Source organism: Pseudomonas sp. B7 (genome assembly GCF_016735645.1).
Classification (GTDB): Bacteria; Pseudomonadota; Gammaproteobacteria; order Pseudomonadales; family Pseudomonadaceae; genus Aquipseudomonas; species Aquipseudomonas glycinae.
The window spans coordinates 274,479-291,945 of sequence record NZ_JAERRE010000008.1 but is presented as its reverse complement, the minus strand read 5'-3'; the positions used below and the strand labels follow the sequence as shown (position 1 = coordinate 291,945).

Here is a 17,467-nt window from a genome sequence, read left to right as displayed (position 1 = left end):
CACCACAAATTTGAAAATATTTTCAGCGCAGGATGATCAGCTTGCCCAACACCTGATGCTGCTCGAATCCCAGAACCCCCTGCAGCGAATTCAGCACGGCTTGCGGATCCTTGCTCGGAAAGCTGCCGCTGACCTTGCGCGCGCCCAGTTCGTCGTTGAGCAACACGATGCGCCCGGGGTAATAACGCCGCAGATCCTGCACCACATCGGCCAGTGTCGACTTGTAGTAAGTCAGCCAGCCCTGACGCCATGCCAGTTGCGCTTCACTGTCCACGGCGTGGAGTTTTTCCGCGGTGCCTGCGCCGTACGCCACTTGCTGGCCAGCGGTCAGAACCTGCTGTTGGCCATCGCGGGATGGCGTCACGCCGACGCGTCCGGACAGCACTGTCACTTGGGCACCTTGCGGTTGCAGGCGCACTTCGAACTGCGTGCCCAACACTCGCGCCTGGCCTTTCTCGGCCTCCACCACAAAAGGATCGCCCGTGTGAGTCACGCTGAAAAATCCGGCGCCCCGGCGCAGTTGCACATGCCGCTCGCCGTGACTGAAATCCACGGCGATGGCGCTGTCGGCGTCCAGCGTCACCTGCGATTGATCGGCGAGGATCACGGTGCGGATCTCGCCCGGTGCCGACACGTAATCGGCGCCCAGATCATCGATCCAGCGCTGCGGCTGCCAACCTGTGCCGAGGCTGATCATCAACAACAGACAGGCCGCCATGGCCAGCGCGCCGGCCCAGCGTCGAACCGGTACACGGCGCGGTTGGTCCATCGCATTGAGCAAACCCTGCAACGCCAGCGCGTCTTCATCGGCCAGAGTGCGCGCCGGCCCTTCGCTCAATTCCCAAACCACCTGCGCCTGGGCGTAGGCCTCGGCGTGAGCCGGGTCAGCGTGCAGCCACTGGCTGAAGGTCAGTTGATCACCGGTGCTCGGGCGGTCGTGCAGCAGGCTCAGCCAGGCAAAAGCGGCCTGTTCCTGCGCGGGCGTCGGTACGACGCGTTCGGTGTTGTTCACGGTGCTTTCCCTGGCATGCGTGGCGCGGGTTCGCGCAGGCTGGCCTTGCAGGCCTCGAGGGCGCGCATCATATGTTTTTCCACAGCGCTTTGGGACAGGCCCATGGCCTTGGCGATCTCGGCGTACTTGCGCCCGTGGATGCGATTGAGCAAAAAGATCTGCCGCGTGCGCTCGGGCAGCGCGCGCAACGCCGCCTCGACGTGGCGCAAATCGTTGCCCGCTTCGAGCGCCGCCTGCGGTTCGCTGGCGCTGCTGTCCGGCTCGTCCGGTTGCCAGCCTTCGGTGACTCGAACTCGCGCGCCTTCGCTGCGCAAATGGTCGATGGCGATATTGCCGGCGCAGCGCAAAAGATAAGTGCTGAGTTCTTCGACCTGCACCAGCGGCCGACGCCAGAAACGCAGGAACAGGTCCTGCACCAGATCCGCCGCGGTCGCCCGGCAACCGACGCGCCGGCTCACCAGCGCTTCCATCTGCGAACGCTGGGACAGGAACACCTGAAGAAAATGCGCACGGGCGCCATGGGGCTCGTCGTCACGGTGTTCGGGAGGATGGCCGATCAGCATGTCACCACCACGCCCATGCGGCGACGGGCGCAGCCAACAGGCTCAACGCCGCCAGCGACAATGCCAGTTTTGGTCGGTACGGCATCAGCAGCACCAGCAACAATGCGCTGAACATCGACACGGCGAACCAGTCGACCAGACCAAATCCCCAGTCTTTGGCAGCCACGGCGGCCCAGAGTGAAAGGCACAGCAGCAACCAACCGGCGAGCTTCAGATTTCTAACTCGTCGGGATGAGGGCTTGCGACCCAGCAGCTCATCGTGATGCCGTGGCATCGACAGGCACAACGCTGTGAATCCGACGTAACACAGCAACAGCGCCAGCAACATCAGCGCGTCCCCTGCTCAAGCGTGATCGGCCGGGTCGTTTCACGACGTGTTTTTTCCACTCGGACGGTGTGAGCGGCACGCTGCATTTTCCAGGCAGCCCACGCCAGAAGCAGACCGGCAGCAAGACAGGTCAGGTCGAAACCGGCCAATGCCCAGTCCTTCTGCGCCAGCGTGACGCCGAGGTGATGCGCAGTGGTCAACGCGTTGAGCAACGGCACCGTGGTGAACAGCAGCGCTGCCAGCGTCAATTGTTCGACCCAGGCTTTGCGACCGGGCCGGAGCAACGCATGCACCAGGCTCAATGTCCAAGCGATGAAGAATGTGTTCACTTCCCAGTTGGCTCGGCCGTCGAGACTCAGTGGCAACAGACGGTTGGCCCAGAAGAACGCCGCCACCGCACCGATCAGCCCGGCCATGCTGGCGATGTTCAGCACTTCGACCAGCCGCAGTTCGAACGGCATCACCCCGGTTTTGGCGTGTTTGAGCTGACGCTTGCCGAGCCAGATCACCAGTCCGGTGCCGATCATTGCCGTGCCGGCCAGGCCGCAGATGAAATACAGCCAGCGCAGCACCGGGCCGGCGAAGTGGCCGATGTGCAGACCATAAAAACTGCCGGCAATCGCCATCGGCAGCGGCTTGGCCGGAGTCGCATCGAGGATTTGCCCGCTCACTCCATTGAAGGTCACGTCGTTACCGTATTCGTAGGTGATCCTGTCGGAGCTGGCACGCGCCACCTGCACGGAGGCATTGGCGTCGCCGGGGTTGATCACGGTCACCCGCGCAACATTACCACCGCCCAATTGTTCGCTCGCACGCGCCAGCAGCGGCGCCATTGCAGGTAATGTGGCGGGTATGCCTGCGCGCTCCGGTGTGGGCGCTTCGGGAAACACTTCGTCGTAAAACGCACTGCGATCGCTGCCATAGGACACCAGGAGGCTCGCCGGCATCACCATCGCCATGAAGATCACCAGACTGCTGTAGGTGATCATCAGGTGAAAAGGCAGCACCAGCACGCCCACCGCGTTATGTCCGTCGAGCCAGGAGCGCTGGCCTTTGCGCGGACGGAAGGTAAAGAAGTCCTTGAAGATTTTCTTGTGGGTAATGATGCCGGTGATCAGTGCGATGAACATCACCATCGCAGCGCTGGTCGCCAGCCAGCGACCCCACGGATAAGGCATTTGCAGCTGGAAGTGAAAGCGGTAGAAGAACTCGCCGCCAAAGCTTTTGCGCACGGGCACTTCGGCACCGGTCTGAGCGTCGAGGATCTTTTCGGTGAATCTGCCGCGCTCGCCGGGTCTGGCCGGGGCTTGCTGCCAACTTACAGATATTCCGGGATCGCGCGCATCGGGAAGCGTGATCTGCCAGCTCGGCGCGTCGGGTGCACGCTGCTGCAGATAGGTTTGAGCAAGCGTCAGGCTCGCGGCGGCATCGAGCGGGCGTGACGGGATTTCCGGCTGCATCCAGTGATTGATCTCGTCCTTGAAATAGGCCAGCGTCCCGGTCAGGAAAATCGCGAACAACAGCCAGCCGAAGACCAGCCCGGTCCATGTATGCAGCCAGGCCATCGCCTGCCGAAAACCCTCTTTCATGCCAGACCCAGACCGCGCGCAGCCCCGGAAACAGTCGCCAGAATCACGCTCGGCACCAGCAGACCGACCCACGCCGACCACGCCGTGCGACAGGCGAAACACCAGAGCACCGCCACCAGATAGACCAGAAACGAAACGGTCATGCCGGTCACCACCGCCTCGGCACGGTTCAGCGGCAGCCACAGCGTCAGCGTGACACTGGCCAGCGCCGCGACCAGATAGCCGCCAAACACCGCCGCGAGCACCCGCGAAGTGACGGCCAGACGATAGGACATGGGGAGTGCGGCGAGTTTGGCTTTCATGTTTCGACCCTGAAACGATTAACGTCCGACCAAGACGCCGAACGACAGGTGAGCAATATTAATGATAAATATTCTCATACGCAAAAGAGTCTGATTGCCGGGCATCCCTGACAGCCCTACAATGCGAACCATTCTTGTTCTCTAACGCATCCCGCATGCGCCCGGAGTGATGCCGTTGTCGTCCGCCCATCCTGTCGAATCGCTCTACCAGGCCCACCACAGCTGGCTCACCGGCTGGCTGCGGCGCAGACTCGGCTGCCCGGACAGCGCCGCCGACCTGGCCCAGGACACCTTCATTCGGCTGCTGACCGCCCGCGAGCCGGCGGTGATCATCGAGCCGCGCGCATTCCTCACCACCTTGGCCAAGCGCGTGCTGTTCAACCATTACCGCCGCCAGGACCTGGAGCGCGCCTATCTCGACACCCTCGCGCAGATGCCGGAAATGGTCGCGCCTTCAGAAGAAGAGAAAGCGATCATCCTGCAAACCCTGATGGAGCTGGATCAGTTGCTCGATGGTCTGCCGCGCGCCGTCAAACGCGCATTTCTGATGGCGCAGGTCGATGGCCTGACCTATCCGCAGATCGCCACCGAACTGGGCATTTCCGTCGCCACGGTCAAACGTCATCTGAATAAAGCGGCGATGCGCTGCTACTTCGCCCTGTGAACCCGCCGATGGATTTTTCCGCGCAGGTCGCCGAACAGGCGGTGCACTGGTTGCTGGAAATGCAGCAGGGCCCCTTGAACCCGCGTCAGCAACAAGCCTGGCAGCAATGGATCGACGCCCACAGCGAACACCGCCGCGCTTGGGAGCACATTCAGCGAGTCAATTCGCGGTTGCGCGGGTTGTCGTCGCCACTGGCCCACGCCGCGTTGAATGCGCCGAAGTCCGGCAGCCGTCGTCAGGCACTCAAATTTTTGCTGATTCTCGGCGCTGGCTCGGCGGTGACCTGGGGCATGCGCGAGCACAATCCTCTGCCATCGCTGCTGGCCGATTACCGCAGCCCGATCGGTCAGCGACGCAAGATCTCGCTCGGCGCCGGCGGCCAATTGCAGCTCAACACCGCCAGCGCGGCGGATGTCCGGGGCGATGGCCTGATCCGCCTGCTCGAAGGCGAAATGCTGCTGACCGCCACTCAATCCTTCGAAGTGCAAACCGCCCAAGGCCTGTTGAAAACCCAGGGTGCGCGGATCAACGTGCGGCAGTTTGCCGACCGTACACAGATCGCACTGTTTGAAGGTCGGGTCGAATTGAACGCGCAAGGTCGCGCGCCGATGCTGCTGCCGGTCGCCCGACAACTGAGTTTCAGCGCCACCTCCATCATTGACGCCAAACCACTGGACGCCAACAGCGGTGCCTGGGCCGACGGCATGCTGGTGGCCGCACACATGCGCCTTGGCGATTTCCTCGATGAACTCGGTCGCTACCGTCGCGGGCAGCTCCATTGCGATGCGAAAGTCGCTGATTTACTGATCTCCGGGACTTATCCACTGGACGACAGCGAGCGGATTCTCGACCTGCTGGAAATCAGCCTGCCCGTGAAAGTGAAGCGTTTTACTCGCTATTGGGTGACGGTCGAAGCCAGAGCCTGATCGCTCCCACGCTCTGCGTGGGAACGCAGCCCCGGGACGCTCCGCGTCCCCCGTAAAAATAAATGAGCCGTTTTTCAGATCTGGCGTGACAGAGAAGGAAAGCCCCCTTGATTCAACCTTCTCAGGACTGTCCTTCATGCAACCCACCCGCCTCACGCCGCTGGCCCGAACCCTGCGTAACCTCGTCCTCGGCGCCAGCCTGAGCTTCAGCGCCCTGCCCCTTGCGCAGGCTGCCGACACCAAGGCTTATCACATCGCCCCGTCGTCGTTGGAGAACGCCCTCAACCAGTTCGGCCGTGAAGCCGGTGTGCTGATTTCGTTCGGCTCGCAAGTCACCAGCGGCGTGCAGAGCCGTGGCCTAGAAGGCAGCTACACAGCCGAGCAAGGTCTGAACGCGCTGCTCGAAGGCACTGGTCTGCAAGCCCGCGCCGAAGGTGGCAATGCCTTCAGCCTGCAACCGTCGAACGACGGCGCACTGGAGCTGGACACCTCGAGAGTGGTCGGCGACTGGTTGGGTGAAGCGGCGCAGGTCAACGTCTTCGAACATCCCGGTGCCCGTGACGTGATCCGCCGCGAAGAATTCGAACGCCAGGGCGCGACTCAGGCCCGCGATGTGCTCAACCGCATTCCCGGGGTCAACGCGCCGGAAAACAACGGCACCGGCAGCCACGACATGGCGCTGAACTTCGGTATTCGCGGTCTCAACCCGCGCCTTGCCGCACGTTCGACGGTGTTGATGGACGGCATTCCGGTGCCGTTCGCGCCTTACGGTCAGCCGCAGTTGTCGTTCGCGCCGATCAGCATGGGCAACATGGATGCGGTGGACGTGGTGCGCGGCGGCGGCGCCGTGCGTTACGGCCCGCAGAACGTCGGCGGCGTGGTCAACTTTGTGACCCGGGCGATTCCGGACGAGCCGACCGTCAAGGGCGGCTTCCAGACCGAAACCAGCCCATCGTCCAGCCACGACGGCTTCAAGACCAGCGCCAACCTGCTGGCCGGCGGCACCAATGCCAACGGCCTGGGCGGCGCTCTGCTGTACTCCGGCACTCGAGGCGGCGACTGGCGCGAACACAGCGACACGGAAATCGACGACCTGATCCTCAAGGGCAAATACCAGCTCGACGAAGCCAACAGCTTCAACGCCATGGCCCAGTATTACGAAGGCAAGGCCGACATGCCGGGCGGCCTGAACGTCGCCGATTACGATGCCGACCCGTATCAGTCGACCCGGCCGAAAGACCAGTTCTGGGGCCGTCGCACGATGTTCAATGTCGGCTACCGCTATCAGGAAGACCGCCGCGAATTCACCGCCAATACTTTCTTCACCAAGACCCTGCGCAGCGGTTATCTGGACCAGGGCACCTTCCTCTCCCTGTCGCCGCGCGAGTATTGGGTTCGCGGTCTGGAAACCCGTTTCGCTCAAGGCTTCGACCTCGGCGCCACCAGCCATGAAGTCGGCGTCGGCTATCGCTATATCAACGAGGCCGGCCACGAACTGCGCTATCGCACGCCGATCAGCAGCAATGAGTACCCGACCACCAATAGCCGCAATGACCGCGACACGCGCGGCGGCACCGAAGCCAATGCGTTTTTCGTCGATGACCGGATCGACATCGGCAAGTGGACGATCACCCCGGGTGTGCGCTACGAGATGATCGAATCGCAACAGACCAACAACCTGACCAACGTCAAATACAAGGGTGACTACAACACCGCGCTGCCGGCGCTGAACGTGCTGTATCACCTGTCCGACAGCTGGAACCTGTACGCCAACACCGAAGGTTCGTTCGGTAGCGTGCAATACAGCCAGATGCCCAACCGCGTCAGCAGCGGCGAAGTGAAACCGGAGAAGGCCCGAACCTGGGAACTCGGCACCCGTTACGACAACGGTGCGCTGCGAGCGGAGATCGGCGCATTTCTGATCAACTTCGACAACCAGTACGAAAGCAACCAGACCAATGATTCGGTAATCGCCCGTGGCGAAACCCGGCATCAGGGCATCGAGACCAGCATCAATTATGCTCTCGACGACTTGAGCCCGGCGCTGGCCGGCTTCGATGTTTACGCCACTTACGCCTATGTGAACGCGACCATCCGCGAAGACGGGCCGAACAAGGGCAATCGTGTGCCGTTCTCGTCGAAACACAAAGGCACGATCGGCGTCGGTTACACCGAAGGGCCATGGAAACTCAACCTGGACAGCAGCTTCCAGAGCGACCAGTTCGCCGACAACGCCAACACCTCGAAAGAAAGCGCCGACGGCAGCACCGGCAAGATCCCCGGCTACATGCTGTTCAGCAGCCGTGCCGGTTATGACTTCGGCCCGCAGCTGTCGGACCTGAACGTGGCGGTGGGGGTGAAGAACATCTTCAACACGCAATACTTCACCCGCTCGTTCGATGACAACAACAAGGGCAAGTATGTCGGCGAGCCGCGCACGGTGTACGTGCAGACCTCCGTGGCTTTCTGATCCTGTTGAAAACAGAAAGGGCCTGCAATTGCAGGCCCTTTCTCATTGGGTGGCTTGGAAAATCAGCGCATCAACTGTTGATCGCTGCCTGTTCGTTCTCGTCAAACTCCTCCGCCAATAGCTTGTCATTGGCTTTGCTTGTGAATGGCACCACAGCGGCTCGCGGTTTGCCGCGCAGTTTGCCAAACAGGTGCTCCAGCGCGTGCTCCAGTTTTTCGGCTGCACCATCGATCGCCTGTTCCAGCGAATCGGCTTTGTGGGTGACGGAAATCGGTTGATGGCCTTTTGGCCGCGCTTCCAGTTGGCAGCGCAAATCATGAGGACCTGGTTTGTCACCGTTCTCGTCGCTCAGGTGGACTTCGACACGGGTCAGGTCTTCCTCATAACGGTCGAGCGTGCTCTCAATTGTGGTGCGTACCCACTCCTCCAGTCGTTTGCTGCTTTGAATATGGTTGTCGCTGTTGACTTGGATTTGCATAGTTCATCCCTTATTTCAGCTAGCTCGCAAGAGGCCTGGAACAGGATTTCGTGACCTCTTGATTACAACAATCGGCCCGCCGGACGAACATTTCAACCCCTGAAAAAAGATAAATATTCATTCGCAAAAAAAGCCGGACAACCGAGTAAAGCGCTGGTAAGGTCGGGAGTTGGGTTGCCCCGCCACCCCGAAAAATCTGCTCACAATTGGCCATCACCCAACGGGTGCAGGCTGCGAAAAATCCCCGCCTCTTCCACCAGCCAGTCATGCACCGCCCGCACCCCCGGATGGCTCAGGGCCCCCGGCGCATAAAGCAAGACATAGCGCTTGTGATTGGGCACCGAAATCCCGAACGGCACGATCAACGTCCCCCGCTCCAGCTCATCGTTGAGCAACGTGCGTCGGGCAATCGCCACGCCCATGCCGGCAATCGCCGCTTCGATGGTCAGGTGGTTGCGATTGAACGTGTGCCCGCGCCGCACATCGGCACCCTCGAAACCGATGGCATGCAGATAAAACTCCCACTCCGCGTATTCATAGCTGCCGCGCCAGGCGGTGATGTCATGCAACAGCGGGAAGTGCACCAGATCCGCCGGCCCGTGCAGCGGCGGCCGTCCGCGCAACAGGCCCGGTGCGCACACCGGAAATATCTGCTCGTCGAGCAAGGCTGTGGATAACAGTCCCGGATAACTGCCGTCGTTCAGGTCGATCGCCAGGTCGAAATCCCCCTCATGCAACGGCACGCTGCTGTCCTCGGCCACCAGCCGCAGCTGGATGTCCGGGTAACGCTGTTGCAGGCGCGGCAGGCGCGGGGTCAGCCATTTGCTGAGGAACGATGGAATCGAGCGCACCCGCAGAATCCCGCTGATCATCCCCGCATCCAGCCGACGCAATTCCGCGTCGATGCTGCCGTAAGCCTCGTTGACCGTGATCGCCAGTCGCTGCCCTTCCGCGCTCAACTCCACGCCTCGCGCACGGCGATGAAACAGGCGAAATCCCAGCCGCTCTTCCAGCTGTCGGATTTGCTGACTCACCGCCCCCGGCGTGATGTGCAGTTCTTCGGCACAACGGGTGAATGACAGGTGCCGCGCGGCACAGGAAAACACCTGCAGCCAGACGTAAGTCTGGGCATGCAATTGACGACTCATGGTTTAGTCCTGCTAAAGACTTACTTAGGAAGTTTCGTTAGTCACGTCGAAGCGAGGTAGGCAGTATCGCCGACATTGCGCTTGTCCTACAAAAAATGGCAGCGATTCCTACTCCATTGCTTGTAAGGGTTTAGCATGGCTATCAGTGTTTTCGATCTATTCAAAGTCGGCATCGGCCCGTCCAGTTCCCACACCGTCGGCCCGATGCGCGCCGCCGCGAGCTTCGCCCAGGCGCTGATCGACCAGCATTTGCTGAACGATGTGCAGCGGGTGGAAATCCGTTTGTACGGCTCGCTTTCGGCCACCGGTGTCGGCCATGCCACTGACCGCGCGACGGTCATGGGTTTGATGGGCGAATGGCCGGACAGCATTGATCCGTCGACCATCGAGCCGCGTATCCAGCAACTGCGCGAGACCGGCCAACTGTTTCTGGCCGGTGAACGTTCAATTGCCTTCAACTGGCAGCACGATCTCCTGCTGCTGGACGAGAGCCTGCCCTACCACCCGAACGCCATGTCGCTGACGGCCTTCGGTGCATCCGGCCAACTGTTCGAGCAAACGTACTACTCCGTCGGCGGCGGTTTCATCATCGAAGCGGCCGAAGCCGAATCCGGCGTAGCGCCGGCCGGCGATGTCGAGTTGCCTTACGAATTCTCCAACGCCGTCGAACTGCTGGCGCTGTGCAAGCAACACAACCTGCGGGTTTCAGAACTGATGATGGCCAACGAACGGGCCTGGCGCAGCGACGCCGAGATCCGCAAGGGCCTGCTGCACATCTGGTCGGTGATGCGCGAGTGCGTCGAGCAAGGCCTGCGTCACGAAGGCGTCCTGCCAGGCGGTCTGAATGTTCCGCGTCGTGCGGCGAAATTGCACCGCAGCCTGCTGGAAATCGGCAAGCCGAACGTCATCAGTTCGACCCTGTCGGCGATGGAGTGGGTCAACCTGTTCGCCCTCGCCGTCAACGAAGAAAACGCCGCCGGCGGGCGCATGGTGACCGCGCCGACCAACGGCGCTGCCGGGATCATTCCCGCCGTTCTGCACTACTACATGAAATTCAATCCGGACGTGTCCGACGACGACGTGGTTGCGTTCTTTCTGGGCGCTGCCGCCGTCGGCATCCTGTGCAAGAAAAACGCCTCGATCTCCGGTGCCGAAGTCGGCTGCCAGGGTGAAGTCGGTTCCGCCTGCGCCATGGCCGCTGCGGGTCTGGCCGATGTGCTGGGCGCTACACCCGAGCAACTGGAAAACGCCGCCGAAATCGGCCTGGAACACAACCTCGGCCTGACCTGCGACCCGGTCGGCGGCCTTGTGCAGGTGCCGTGCATCGAGCGCAACGCCATCGCTGCGGTGAAGGCGATCAACGCCACGCAAATGGCCCTGCGCGGCGACGGCAAACACTTCATTTCCCTCGACCGAGTGATCCGCACCATGCGCGATACCGGCGCCGACATGCATGACAAATACAAAGAGACTTCACGGGGCGGCCTGGCCGTGAGCTGGGTGGAGTGCTGAGGAGCACTCCCTGACCGCCCGTAACACGTGAGCCCGAGCAAGAATAATAACGAGGCAAAAACGATGACCGATGTACGCACACCTGCTGCCGAAAATCCCGCTGTAGACCGCACACGCAATAACGAAACAGCCCACAAGGGCTGGAGCAAATTCGACACCACCTGGATGCTCGGCCTGTACGGCACGGCCATTGGTGCCGGCACCTTGTTCCTGCCGATCAACGCCGGTGTTGGCGGCTTCTGGCCGTTGCTGATCCTGGCGTTGCTGGCGTTCCCGATGACCTTCTTCGCGCACCGTGGCCTGACCCGCTTCGTGCTGTCCGGCCGCTCCGGTGACATCACCGAAGTGGTGGAAGAACACTTCGGCATCGGCGCCGGCAAGCTGATCACGCTGCTGTATTTCTTCGCGATCTTCCCGATCCTGCTGGTGTACAGCGTGGCGCTGACCAACACCCTCAGCAGCTTCCTCGAACACCAGTTGCACATCGCCCCGCCACCGCGCGCGGTGCTGTCGCTGGCGTTGATCCTCGGTCTGATGGCCATCGTCCGCTGCGGTCAGAGCGTGATCGTCAAAGCCATGAGCGTGCTGGTGTATCCGTTCGTCGCCGCATTGTTGTTGCTCGGCTTCAGCCTGATTCCGAACTGGAACGGCGCGTTCTTCGCCAGTGCTCAAGAACCGATGGAAATGTCGGTGTTCCTCAAGACCCTGTGGCTGGCGATCCCGGTGATGGTGTTCTCGTTCAACCATTCGCCGATCATTTCCGCGTTCGCCGTCGAGCAGAAACAACGCTACGGCGACCAGGCCGAGCGCAAGAGCAGCGGCATCCTCGCCATGGCCCACGGCATGATGGTGGTGACCGTGATGTTCTTCTGCTTCAGTTGCGTGCTGGCGCTGTCGCCGGCGGACCTGGCAGCGGCCAAGGCGCAAAACATCTCGATCCTGTCGTACCTGGCCAACCACTTCCAGACTCCGGTCATCGCTTACGCCGCGCCGCTGATTGCGCTGGTGGCGATCACCAAATCCTTCCTCGGCCATTACATCGGCGCCAGCGAAGGCTTTCAGGGCATGATCGTCAAAAGCCTGCGCAGCCGTGGCCGGGTGATGTCGGCGAGCTGGCTGAACCGTGCGACCGCACTGTTCATGATTCTCAGCTGCTGGGCCGTGGCGACCTTCAACCCGAGCATCCTCGGCATGATCGAAACTCTTGGCGGGCCGGTGATTGCCTGCCTGTTGTTCCTGATGCCGATGTACGCAATCCGCCGTGTGCCAGCCTTGCGCCAGTATTCGGGCCAGGTGTCGAACGTGTTCGTGGTGCTGATCGGCCTGATTGCACTGTCAGCGATCATCTACTCGGTTCTGCCCTGAAACGGGCCGTAAACGAAGAAGGCGAGCCATGGGCTCGCCTTCTTTTTGGCCGGTTTCATTGTTCGACAATATTCCCGGCATGTCCCTTGCTACATCGCTGAAGGAGACAGGACCACGGAAGGGCCGATGGTCAGGTTTGGCGAACCAACCCGATCAAGGCCGGTCAACAACTGCACGTTCAATCAGGCGGTGACGCATCATGGACAATCCTTTTCAGATCATTACCGATGCCTTTGCGCCGGACTATCAGATCAACCTGAGCATTCAGGGCCTCGACGGCAGCATCATGCTGACCCTCTCCAATGGCGGCCGGATCGTCGCCAAACGGATGATCAGCGCCGAACAGCGCAATGATCCCAAGCGCCTGAAGCGCCTGGTGCAAAGCATTCAATTCGGCATCGCCATCGAGCAGGGCCACAGCGCCATGGCGATCCTCGATGCCATGACCCGCGGCGACGGAATCGCTCCGCCACCGCGTCAGGCCAAACATCAGCCCCGGCCAGCCGCTGGCGTTTAAAGTTCGCCCTTCTCCACTTCCGGATGTTCACTGGAACCCGTGCCGATCTTGCGGTGCGGGTTCTCGATTTTCACCGAAGGAAACTGCGAGGAGGCGTAACGCACCACCAGAATCGAGAATGCGAGCAGCAGAATCCCGCCGCACAGGTAAATGATCCCCATGTCCGGCGGATTGTGGTGCGAGACGTTGGAGATCAGCAGGCGCGTCAGTGCCGTAATCGCCACGTAGATCAGGAAGCGCACCGGCATGTGGTTGGTCTTGAAGTAAATCCCGACCATCGCCCCCAGTTCCAGGTAGATGAACAGCAGCAGAATGTCATCGATCTTGATGTGCCCTTCCTCGAGCATCCCGAGAAATTCCATCACCGCCGCCCAGGCGGTTACCGCACCAATGGCGAATAGCGCCAGGTAATGGAAGGTCTCGACGAACAGGTTGCCCAGGGACTCGGCCAGTTGATGCACGTTTTGCCGCAGTTTCTCGGCCCAGTTGATTTTCACGATGAAGGTTCCTTAGCCCGGTTCGAGCGGATGTTGCTTGCTGGACGTGACGGTTATTGCGCACGTACGCAGATGCATGCAGAAAAGAGGCCACGCCATCATGGCGAGCCGCCGCGAAACCCGCGCCGTGGCGTTTGGTCGCACCTGTGCGCAGGCGTCGGGCTGACAAAATCCGAATCCGGTCTACATTGAAAAGCCACTACCCAAAGCGCAGGGATTCGCTTATCCTTTTCGCTGTATATAGATACAGTAGTCGCGAAGACAACTTAATGTGAAGGCATGTGAGGTGGTGAATGGCCGTCGAAGTGGTATACCGCAGCAGCCGAGATCTGGAGCGCTTGTTCATGGATAAAGCCGAAGCTGACCGTCATGACAAAATGCTCGAACTGGCCGAACTATTGGCCGAAGTGCTGGAAAAAGCCGTTCCATCGTTGAGCGAGCAGCAAGTGGAAGAAGTTGGGATCTTCATGGCGAAGAACCGCGATGTATTCGCCCGGGCGTTCAAGAGCCAGCCTGATGCCCTGTCGGAGCTAATCAACGCACCGGCTGCACCGGTTGTGGCAACCGAGCCAGCAGACGTGGCTGAACCGGTAGAAGCGCCAGCCAAACCTGCCAAAGCGGCAAAGGCTGCGAAGTAATTGAAGCCTCTGAATTGAATAGCCCCTGAGTTGAAAGACTCAGGGGCTTTTTCATGCCCGGACGAATCTCAGCGGTACAACACCTTTTCCGCCAGTTCGTCAGCCACCCGCGCGGGTGAACGTTTTTCCGCCTGGGCGTGGGCGAAGACTTCGGTAAGGCGCGAGCTGATCTTCGACAGGTGCGCAGTGATGGTCGTCAGCTCTTCGCCCCGATGCTTGAGGGAAACGTAGATCAGCCCGCCGGCATTGATCACGTAATCCGGCGCATACAGGATGCCGCGCCGTTCCAGTTGATCGGCGACGTCCAGGTGCGTCAGCTGATTGTTGGCCGAACCCGCCACCGCCGAGCAGCGCAACTGGGTGACCGTGTGGCTGTTGAGCACACCGCCCAAACCGCACGGCGCGAGAATGTCGCATGGCGTGCTGAGCAACGCGTCGTTGGCGATCGGATGGGCGTTGAGCTGCTCCATCGCCAGTTGCACTTTGCCGTGGTCGATGTCGCTGACCAATAGTTCGGCACCGGCAGCGTGCAGCTGTTCAGCGAGGGCATAACCGACGTTGCCCAGCCCCTGAATCGCCACGCGCAAGCCTTCGAGATTGTCGCTGCCCAACCGCGCCATGGCCGTGGCGCGAATCCCGGTGAACACGCCCATCGCCGCATGCGGTGCAGGGTCGCCGGCCGAGGTGGTACTGGTGACATGCTGGGTCTGCTGGGCGATGCAATCCATGTCCGCCACCGAAGTGCCGCTGTCGATGGCGGTGATGTAGCGCCCGTCGAGCTGATCGATGCAACGGCCGAAGGCTTCGAACAGTGCGGCGCGGTTTTCCACGTGGGCCGGCCGCACGATCACGGCCACCCCACCGCCTTGGGCGAGACCAGCCAATGCGGCCTTGTAGCTCATGCCCTGGGCCAGGCGTATGGCATCCTCGACTGCGGATTCGTCGTTCGGATAGGCAAGATAACGACACCCGCCCAGGGCTGGCCCGAGGCGACTGTTATGGATGGCAATGACCGCCTTCAATCCGGACACCGGATCAACGCTAAGGTGCAGCGATTCCAGGCGAGTGCTTTGCATGAGAGCGAACATCGGCAGGCTCCCGAATCACTTCTGGTAGACGCCAGTATAGGCTTGCGCCCGAAAATTGCTGAAGCGCACGGGAATAAGCCCAGACAGTGACCCACGCGTTGCGGCATAACCCGATGGCAGCGCGGCCCGGCACTGGACGAATGGTAAAGACGGGGCTAAAACGAGGCATACCCCGGAGATTGAGATGAGTCCGCGCCAACGTTTCTTCGATTGTCTGCACCGCTCACCACCCGCGCTGTTCGAAGCGGCGTTGTGGATGGCCGCCGAACACGACAAACAAGCCGATCCCGAAGCACTGTTGCAGGAATTCAAGGAACTGCAGCAGCGGGTCAGCTATGGCTTGCCGTTGCTGCCGGTCAGCGAGCTGGCGCAACCGCTGCTGCGACGCATGGCCGATCTGGGGTTTGCCCAGGATGATTTCGTACCGCTGCGTCCGCAGGCGGCGATGGTGCACAAAGTCATTCAGACCAAACGCGGTCAGCCGCTGGCGCTGGCACTGATCGCTCTGGAACTGGCCCGTGGTCTGGAGATTCCATTGGTGGGCGTCAACTTCCCCGGGCATTTCCTGCTCAAGGTTCCCGGGGCCGATCACCTGCTCGATCCATGCGGTGGGCGGCGTCTGTATCCGAACGATTGCCGCGAACTGCTGCATCGCCAGTACGGCCACCAGATGAAACTCAGCGCCGATCACCTGCTGACTGCCGAGCCGGTGCAGATGCTTCAGCGTCTGTCACGCAACCTGCGCCAGCTGCACCTGACCCACGACGACTTCATCGCCGCGCTGATCGATGCCGAGCGCGTGCTCGAGCTGGGCAACGCCAGCGCCGCCGACTACCTGGCGCGGGCCAGTCTGTACCAGCGTCTCGATTGCCCGAACGCCGAGCGTTTCGATCTGGAGCATGCGCTATTGCTCAGCGACGACCCGATTCAGCGACTTCGCCTGACGGAACGGCTGGGCCATCTGCCACCGAACGCGGTTGTCCACTGAACGGCGCAGTCACTGGCGAACGCACCTGAATGATCAGCAACGCCGCAATCACCGCCGGAATCGCGCAGAAGAAGAAAATCTGCTCCACCGGAATGTGCGTTGCCAGCAACAGGCTGCCGAACAGCGGCCCGAGAATCGAGCCGAACCGCCCTACTCCCAACGCCCAACCGGTGCCGGTGGCGCGCACGTGGGCCGGATAGAAATTGCTGGCGAACGCATTAAGCGTCAGTTGCCCGCCGATGATGCAGAACCCCGCCGCAAACACACAGGCCACCAGATAGCGCGGATTGTCATGATTCAGGCCCAGCAGGATCGTGCACACCGCCGCGCCGGCCAACACGCCGGACAACAGAAGCACCTTGCTCTTCAGCCGGTCGGCGAACCACGCCATGCAGATCGCCCCCAACGTGCCGGCGAACAGGAACATCGACGTCACCAGGTTCGCTTCATTGAGTTTCAGGCCACTTTCCAGCAGCAGCGACGGCAGCCAGCTGATCATGAAATACAGCAGGATCAGGCTGACGAAAAACGTCGCCCAGATCAGCAAGGTCGGACGTGCGTAACCATTGCGGAACAACTCCATCACGGTCAGTTTGCTGCCCTGCTCGCGCTCATTCTGCTCGACCGATGCGGCGGGCGGTTGCCAGTCTGGCAGCATTCGCGCGGTGACTTTGCGCAGGCGCGCATAGGGTGGTGCGTCACGCAGCAGTCGTGGCAAGGATTCCGGCAGCATCCACCAGAGAAACGGGAACAACAGCAACGGCGTGACACCGCCGGCGAGGAACACCGCTTGCCAACCGAAACGGTCAATGAAACCGGCCGCGACAAAACCACCCGCCGCACCGCCGAAAGAAAAACCGCAGGCCGCCAGCGTCACCATCAGCGTACGCAGGCGTGGCGGTGAATATTCCGACATCAACGCCATGGCGCTGGGCATCGCGCCGCCCATGCCGATGCCGCAGATGAAACGCGCGATCATCAGGGTATTCAGGGAATCGGCGAACACCATCAGCACGGTGAGGCTGGCGTAGATCAGCACGCAGGCGAGCAGAATCCGTCGAACGCCGAAGCGATCGGCCAGCGGCGTCACAGCGAGCGAACCGAGGGTCAGGCCCAGAAGGTTGGCGCTGAATACCGGACCGAATGCGGATTTTTCCAGGCCCCAGTCCTGCGCCAGTGCCGGCACCACGTAACCGAGCACCTGGGCGTCATAGCCGTCGGTGACCAGCAGCAAGGCGAGAAGAATCAGGAGCAACCACTGAAAGCGGGACACAGGACGGGCGTCGAGTGCCGCCCGAAAGCTGGCAATCTGGTTATGCATCGCAAGGTACCTGTTTTGTTTTTATGATTTTTTGCGGGTAACCGTAATGGCTCCCGTGCGC

General features: G+C 61.2%; 17 protein-coding genes and 1 pseudogene. 8 read left to right on the top strand and 10 right to left on the bottom strand.

Translation table 11 applies throughout. The features are described from left to right. Positions 1 to 22 precede the first annotated feature (22 nt). From JKA62_RS19450 to JKA62_RS19430, 5 genes are read right to left on the bottom strand one after another with little or no spacing between them, the layout of a single operon-like run. Positions 23 to 1,012: a FecR family protein gene (locus tag JKA62_RS19450; protein WP_201819083.1), complete on the bottom strand. Its 990-nt coding sequence runs from the start codon at positions 1,010 to 1,012 to the stop codon at positions 23 to 25. Then, positions 1,009 to 1,575 (bottom strand): RNA polymerase sigma factor, encoded by a 567-nt coding sequence (locus JKA62_RS19445; protein ID WP_011332530.1) that lies wholly within the window; start codon positions 1,573 to 1,575, stop codon positions 1,009 to 1,011. The genes JKA62_RS19450 and JKA62_RS19445 overlap by 4 nt, the downstream gene beginning before the upstream one ends. A 1-nt stretch (position 1,576) precedes the next feature. Further along, complete coding sequence (locus tag JKA62_RS19440; RefSeq protein WP_011332529.1) at positions 1,577 to 1,903, bottom strand: DUF3325 domain-containing protein; 327 nt, start codon at positions 1,901 to 1,903, stop codon at positions 1,577 to 1,579. Further along, positions 1,903 to 3,492, bottom strand: coding sequence for a PepSY-associated TM helix domain-containing protein (locus JKA62_RS19435; protein ID WP_201819081.1), 1,590 nt, complete (start codon positions 3,490 to 3,492; stop codon positions 1,903 to 1,905). Before JKA62_RS19435 ends, JKA62_RS19440 begins: the two co-directional genes overlap by 1 nt. Next, positions 3,489 to 3,794 carry a DUF3649 domain-containing protein gene (locus tag JKA62_RS19430; RefSeq protein WP_007957267.1) on the bottom strand — a complete coding sequence of 102 codons (306 nt, stop codon included), beginning with the start codon at positions 3,792 to 3,794 and terminating at the stop codon, positions 3,489 to 3,491. The genes JKA62_RS19435 and JKA62_RS19430 overlap by 4 nt, the downstream gene beginning before the upstream one ends. Before the next feature lie 175 nt (positions 3,795 to 3,969). Between JKA62_RS19430 and JKA62_RS19425 the strand changes: the two genes are divergently transcribed. The 3 genes from JKA62_RS19425 to fecA all read left to right on the top strand — a co-directional run bounded on the left by JKA62_RS19425 (position 3,970) and on the right by fecA (position 7,854). After that, the gene (locus JKA62_RS19425) at positions 3,970 to 4,458 is read left to right on the top strand and encodes a sigma-70 family RNA polymerase sigma factor (protein WP_041475505.1); all 489 of its coding nucleotides are present in this window, start codon (positions 3,970 to 3,972) and stop codon (positions 4,456 to 4,458) included. Further along, entirely contained in the window at positions 4,455 to 5,384 is a 930-nt protein-coding gene (locus JKA62_RS19420; protein ID WP_201819079.1) for a DUF4880 domain-containing protein, read from the top strand. The genes JKA62_RS19425 and JKA62_RS19420 overlap by 4 nt, the downstream gene beginning before the upstream one ends. A 136-nt stretch (positions 5,385 to 5,520) precedes the next feature. Beyond that, positions 5,521 to 7,854 (top strand): TonB-dependent Fe(3+) dicitrate receptor FecA, encoded by a 2,334-nt coding sequence (gene fecA, locus JKA62_RS19415; RefSeq protein WP_201819077.1) that lies wholly within the window; start codon positions 5,521 to 5,523, stop codon positions 7,852 to 7,854. Positions 7,855 to 7,924: 70 nt separating this feature from the next. Here fecA and JKA62_RS19410 read toward each other — a convergent pair whose 3' ends face one another. Then, positions 7,925 to 8,332, bottom strand: a complete 408-nt coding sequence (locus JKA62_RS19410; RefSeq protein WP_011332524.1) for an HPF/RaiA family ribosome-associated protein — start codon at positions 8,330 to 8,332, stop codon at positions 7,925 to 7,927. A 200-nt stretch (positions 8,333 to 8,532) separates the two neighbouring features. Continuing rightward, a complete protein-coding gene (locus tag JKA62_RS19405; protein WP_201819070.1) occupies positions 8,533 to 9,480 on the bottom strand; it encodes a LysR substrate-binding domain-containing protein in 948 nt (315 codons plus the stop codon). Between the two features lie 135 nt (positions 9,481 to 9,615). Between JKA62_RS19405 and JKA62_RS19400 the strand changes: the two genes are divergently transcribed. The 3 genes from JKA62_RS19400 to JKA62_RS19390 all read left to right on the top strand — a co-directional run bounded on the left by JKA62_RS19400 (position 9,616) and on the right by JKA62_RS19390 (position 12,874). After that, positions 9,616 to 10,992 carry an L-serine ammonia-lyase gene (locus JKA62_RS19400; RefSeq protein ID WP_201819069.1) on the top strand — a complete coding sequence of 459 codons (1,377 nt, stop codon included), beginning with the start codon at positions 9,616 to 9,618 and terminating at the stop codon, positions 10,990 to 10,992. 63 nt (positions 10,993 to 11,055) lie between these two features. Continuing rightward, positions 11,056 to 12,357, top strand: a complete 1,302-nt coding sequence (locus JKA62_RS19395; protein WP_201819068.1) for an HAAAP family serine/threonine permease — start codon at positions 11,056 to 11,058, stop codon at positions 12,355 to 12,357. Positions 12,358 to 12,556: 199 nt separating this feature from the next. Then, complete coding sequence (locus JKA62_RS19390; protein WP_201819066.1) at positions 12,557 to 12,874, top strand: DUF3509 domain-containing protein; 318 nt, start codon at positions 12,557 to 12,559, stop codon at positions 12,872 to 12,874. Here the strand turns inward: JKA62_RS19390 and JKA62_RS19385 are convergent. Next, entirely contained in the window at positions 12,871 to 13,371 is a 501-nt protein-coding gene (locus JKA62_RS19385; protein ID WP_007957255.1) for a phosphate-starvation-inducible protein PsiE, read from the bottom strand. The two genes, JKA62_RS19390 and JKA62_RS19385, sit on opposite strands and share 4 nt — an antisense overlap. Before the next feature lie 293 nt (positions 13,372 to 13,664). Between JKA62_RS19385 and JKA62_RS19380 the strand changes: the two are divergent. Then, positions 13,665 to 13,922: pseudogene (locus JKA62_RS19380) on the top strand (YebG family protein); the annotation flags it as partial. Positions 13,923 to 14,077: 155 nt separating this feature from the next. Here JKA62_RS19380 and JKA62_RS19375 read toward each other — a convergent pair. Continuing rightward, positions 14,078 to 15,097: a Glu/Leu/Phe/Val dehydrogenase family protein gene (locus tag JKA62_RS19375; protein WP_011332519.1), complete on the bottom strand. Its 1,020-nt coding sequence runs from the start codon at positions 15,095 to 15,097 to the stop codon at positions 14,078 to 14,080. 184 nt (positions 15,098 to 15,281) lie between these two features. Between JKA62_RS19375 and JKA62_RS19370 the strand changes: the two genes are divergently transcribed. After that, positions 15,282 to 16,085 carry a SirB1 family protein gene (locus JKA62_RS19370; protein ID WP_108559644.1) on the top strand — a complete coding sequence of 268 codons (804 nt, stop codon included), beginning with the start codon at positions 15,282 to 15,284 and terminating at the stop codon, positions 16,083 to 16,085. Here JKA62_RS19370 and JKA62_RS19365 read toward each other — a convergent pair. Then, entirely contained in the window at positions 16,009 to 17,406 is a 1,398-nt protein-coding gene (locus tag JKA62_RS19365) for an MFS transporter (RefSeq protein ID WP_201819064.1), read from the bottom strand. The two genes, JKA62_RS19370 and JKA62_RS19365, sit on opposite strands and share 77 nt — an antisense overlap. Positions 17,407 to 17,467: the final 61 nt, after the last annotated feature.

Bases quoted from the DNA above. Each gene is read 5' to 3' on its own strand.
- JKA62_RS19445 (WP_011332530.1), bottom strand. From the start codon at position 1,575: ATGCTGATCGGCCATCCTCCCGAACACCGTGACGACGAGCCCCATGGC.
- JKA62_RS19440 (WP_011332529.1), bottom strand. From the start codon at position 1,903: ATGTTGCTGGCGCTGTTGCTGTGTTACGTCGGATTCACAGCGTTGTGC.
- JKA62_RS19435 (WP_201819081.1), bottom strand. From the start codon at position 3,492: ATGAAAGAGGGTTTTCGGCAGGCGATGGCCTGGCTGCATACATGGACC.
- JKA62_RS19430 (WP_007957267.1), bottom strand. From the start codon at position 3,794: ATGAAAGCCAAACTCGCCGCACTCCCCATGTCCTATCGTCTGGCCGTC.
- fecA (WP_201819077.1), top strand. From the start codon at position 5,521: ATGCAACCCACCCGCCTCACGCCGCTGGCCCGAACCCTGCGTAACCTC.
- JKA62_RS19410 (WP_011332524.1), bottom strand. From the start codon at position 8,332: ATGCAAATCCAAGTCAACAGCGACAACCATATTCAAAGCAGCAAACGA.
- JKA62_RS19405 (WP_201819070.1), bottom strand. From the start codon at position 9,480: ATGAGTCGTCAATTGCATGCCCAGACTTACGTCTGGCTGCAGGTGTTT.
- JKA62_RS19400 (WP_201819069.1), top strand. From the start codon at position 9,616: ATGGCTATCAGTGTTTTCGATCTATTCAAAGTCGGCATCGGCCCGTCC.
- JKA62_RS19395 (WP_201819068.1), top strand. From the start codon at position 11,056: ATGACCGATGTACGCACACCTGCTGCCGAAAATCCCGCTGTAGACCGC.
- JKA62_RS19390 (WP_201819066.1), top strand. From the start codon at position 12,557: ATGGACAATCCTTTTCAGATCATTACCGATGCCTTTGCGCCGGACTAT.
- JKA62_RS19375 (WP_011332519.1), bottom strand. From the start codon at position 15,097: ATGTTCGCTCTCATGCAAAGCACTCGCCTGGAATCGCTGCACCTTAGC.
- JKA62_RS19370 (WP_108559644.1), top strand. From the start codon at position 15,282: ATGAGTCCGCGCCAACGTTTCTTCGATTGTCTGCACCGCTCACCACCC.
- JKA62_RS19365 (WP_201819064.1), bottom strand. From the start codon at position 17,406: ATGCATAACCAGATTGCCAGCTTTCGGGCGGCACTCGACGCCCGTCCT.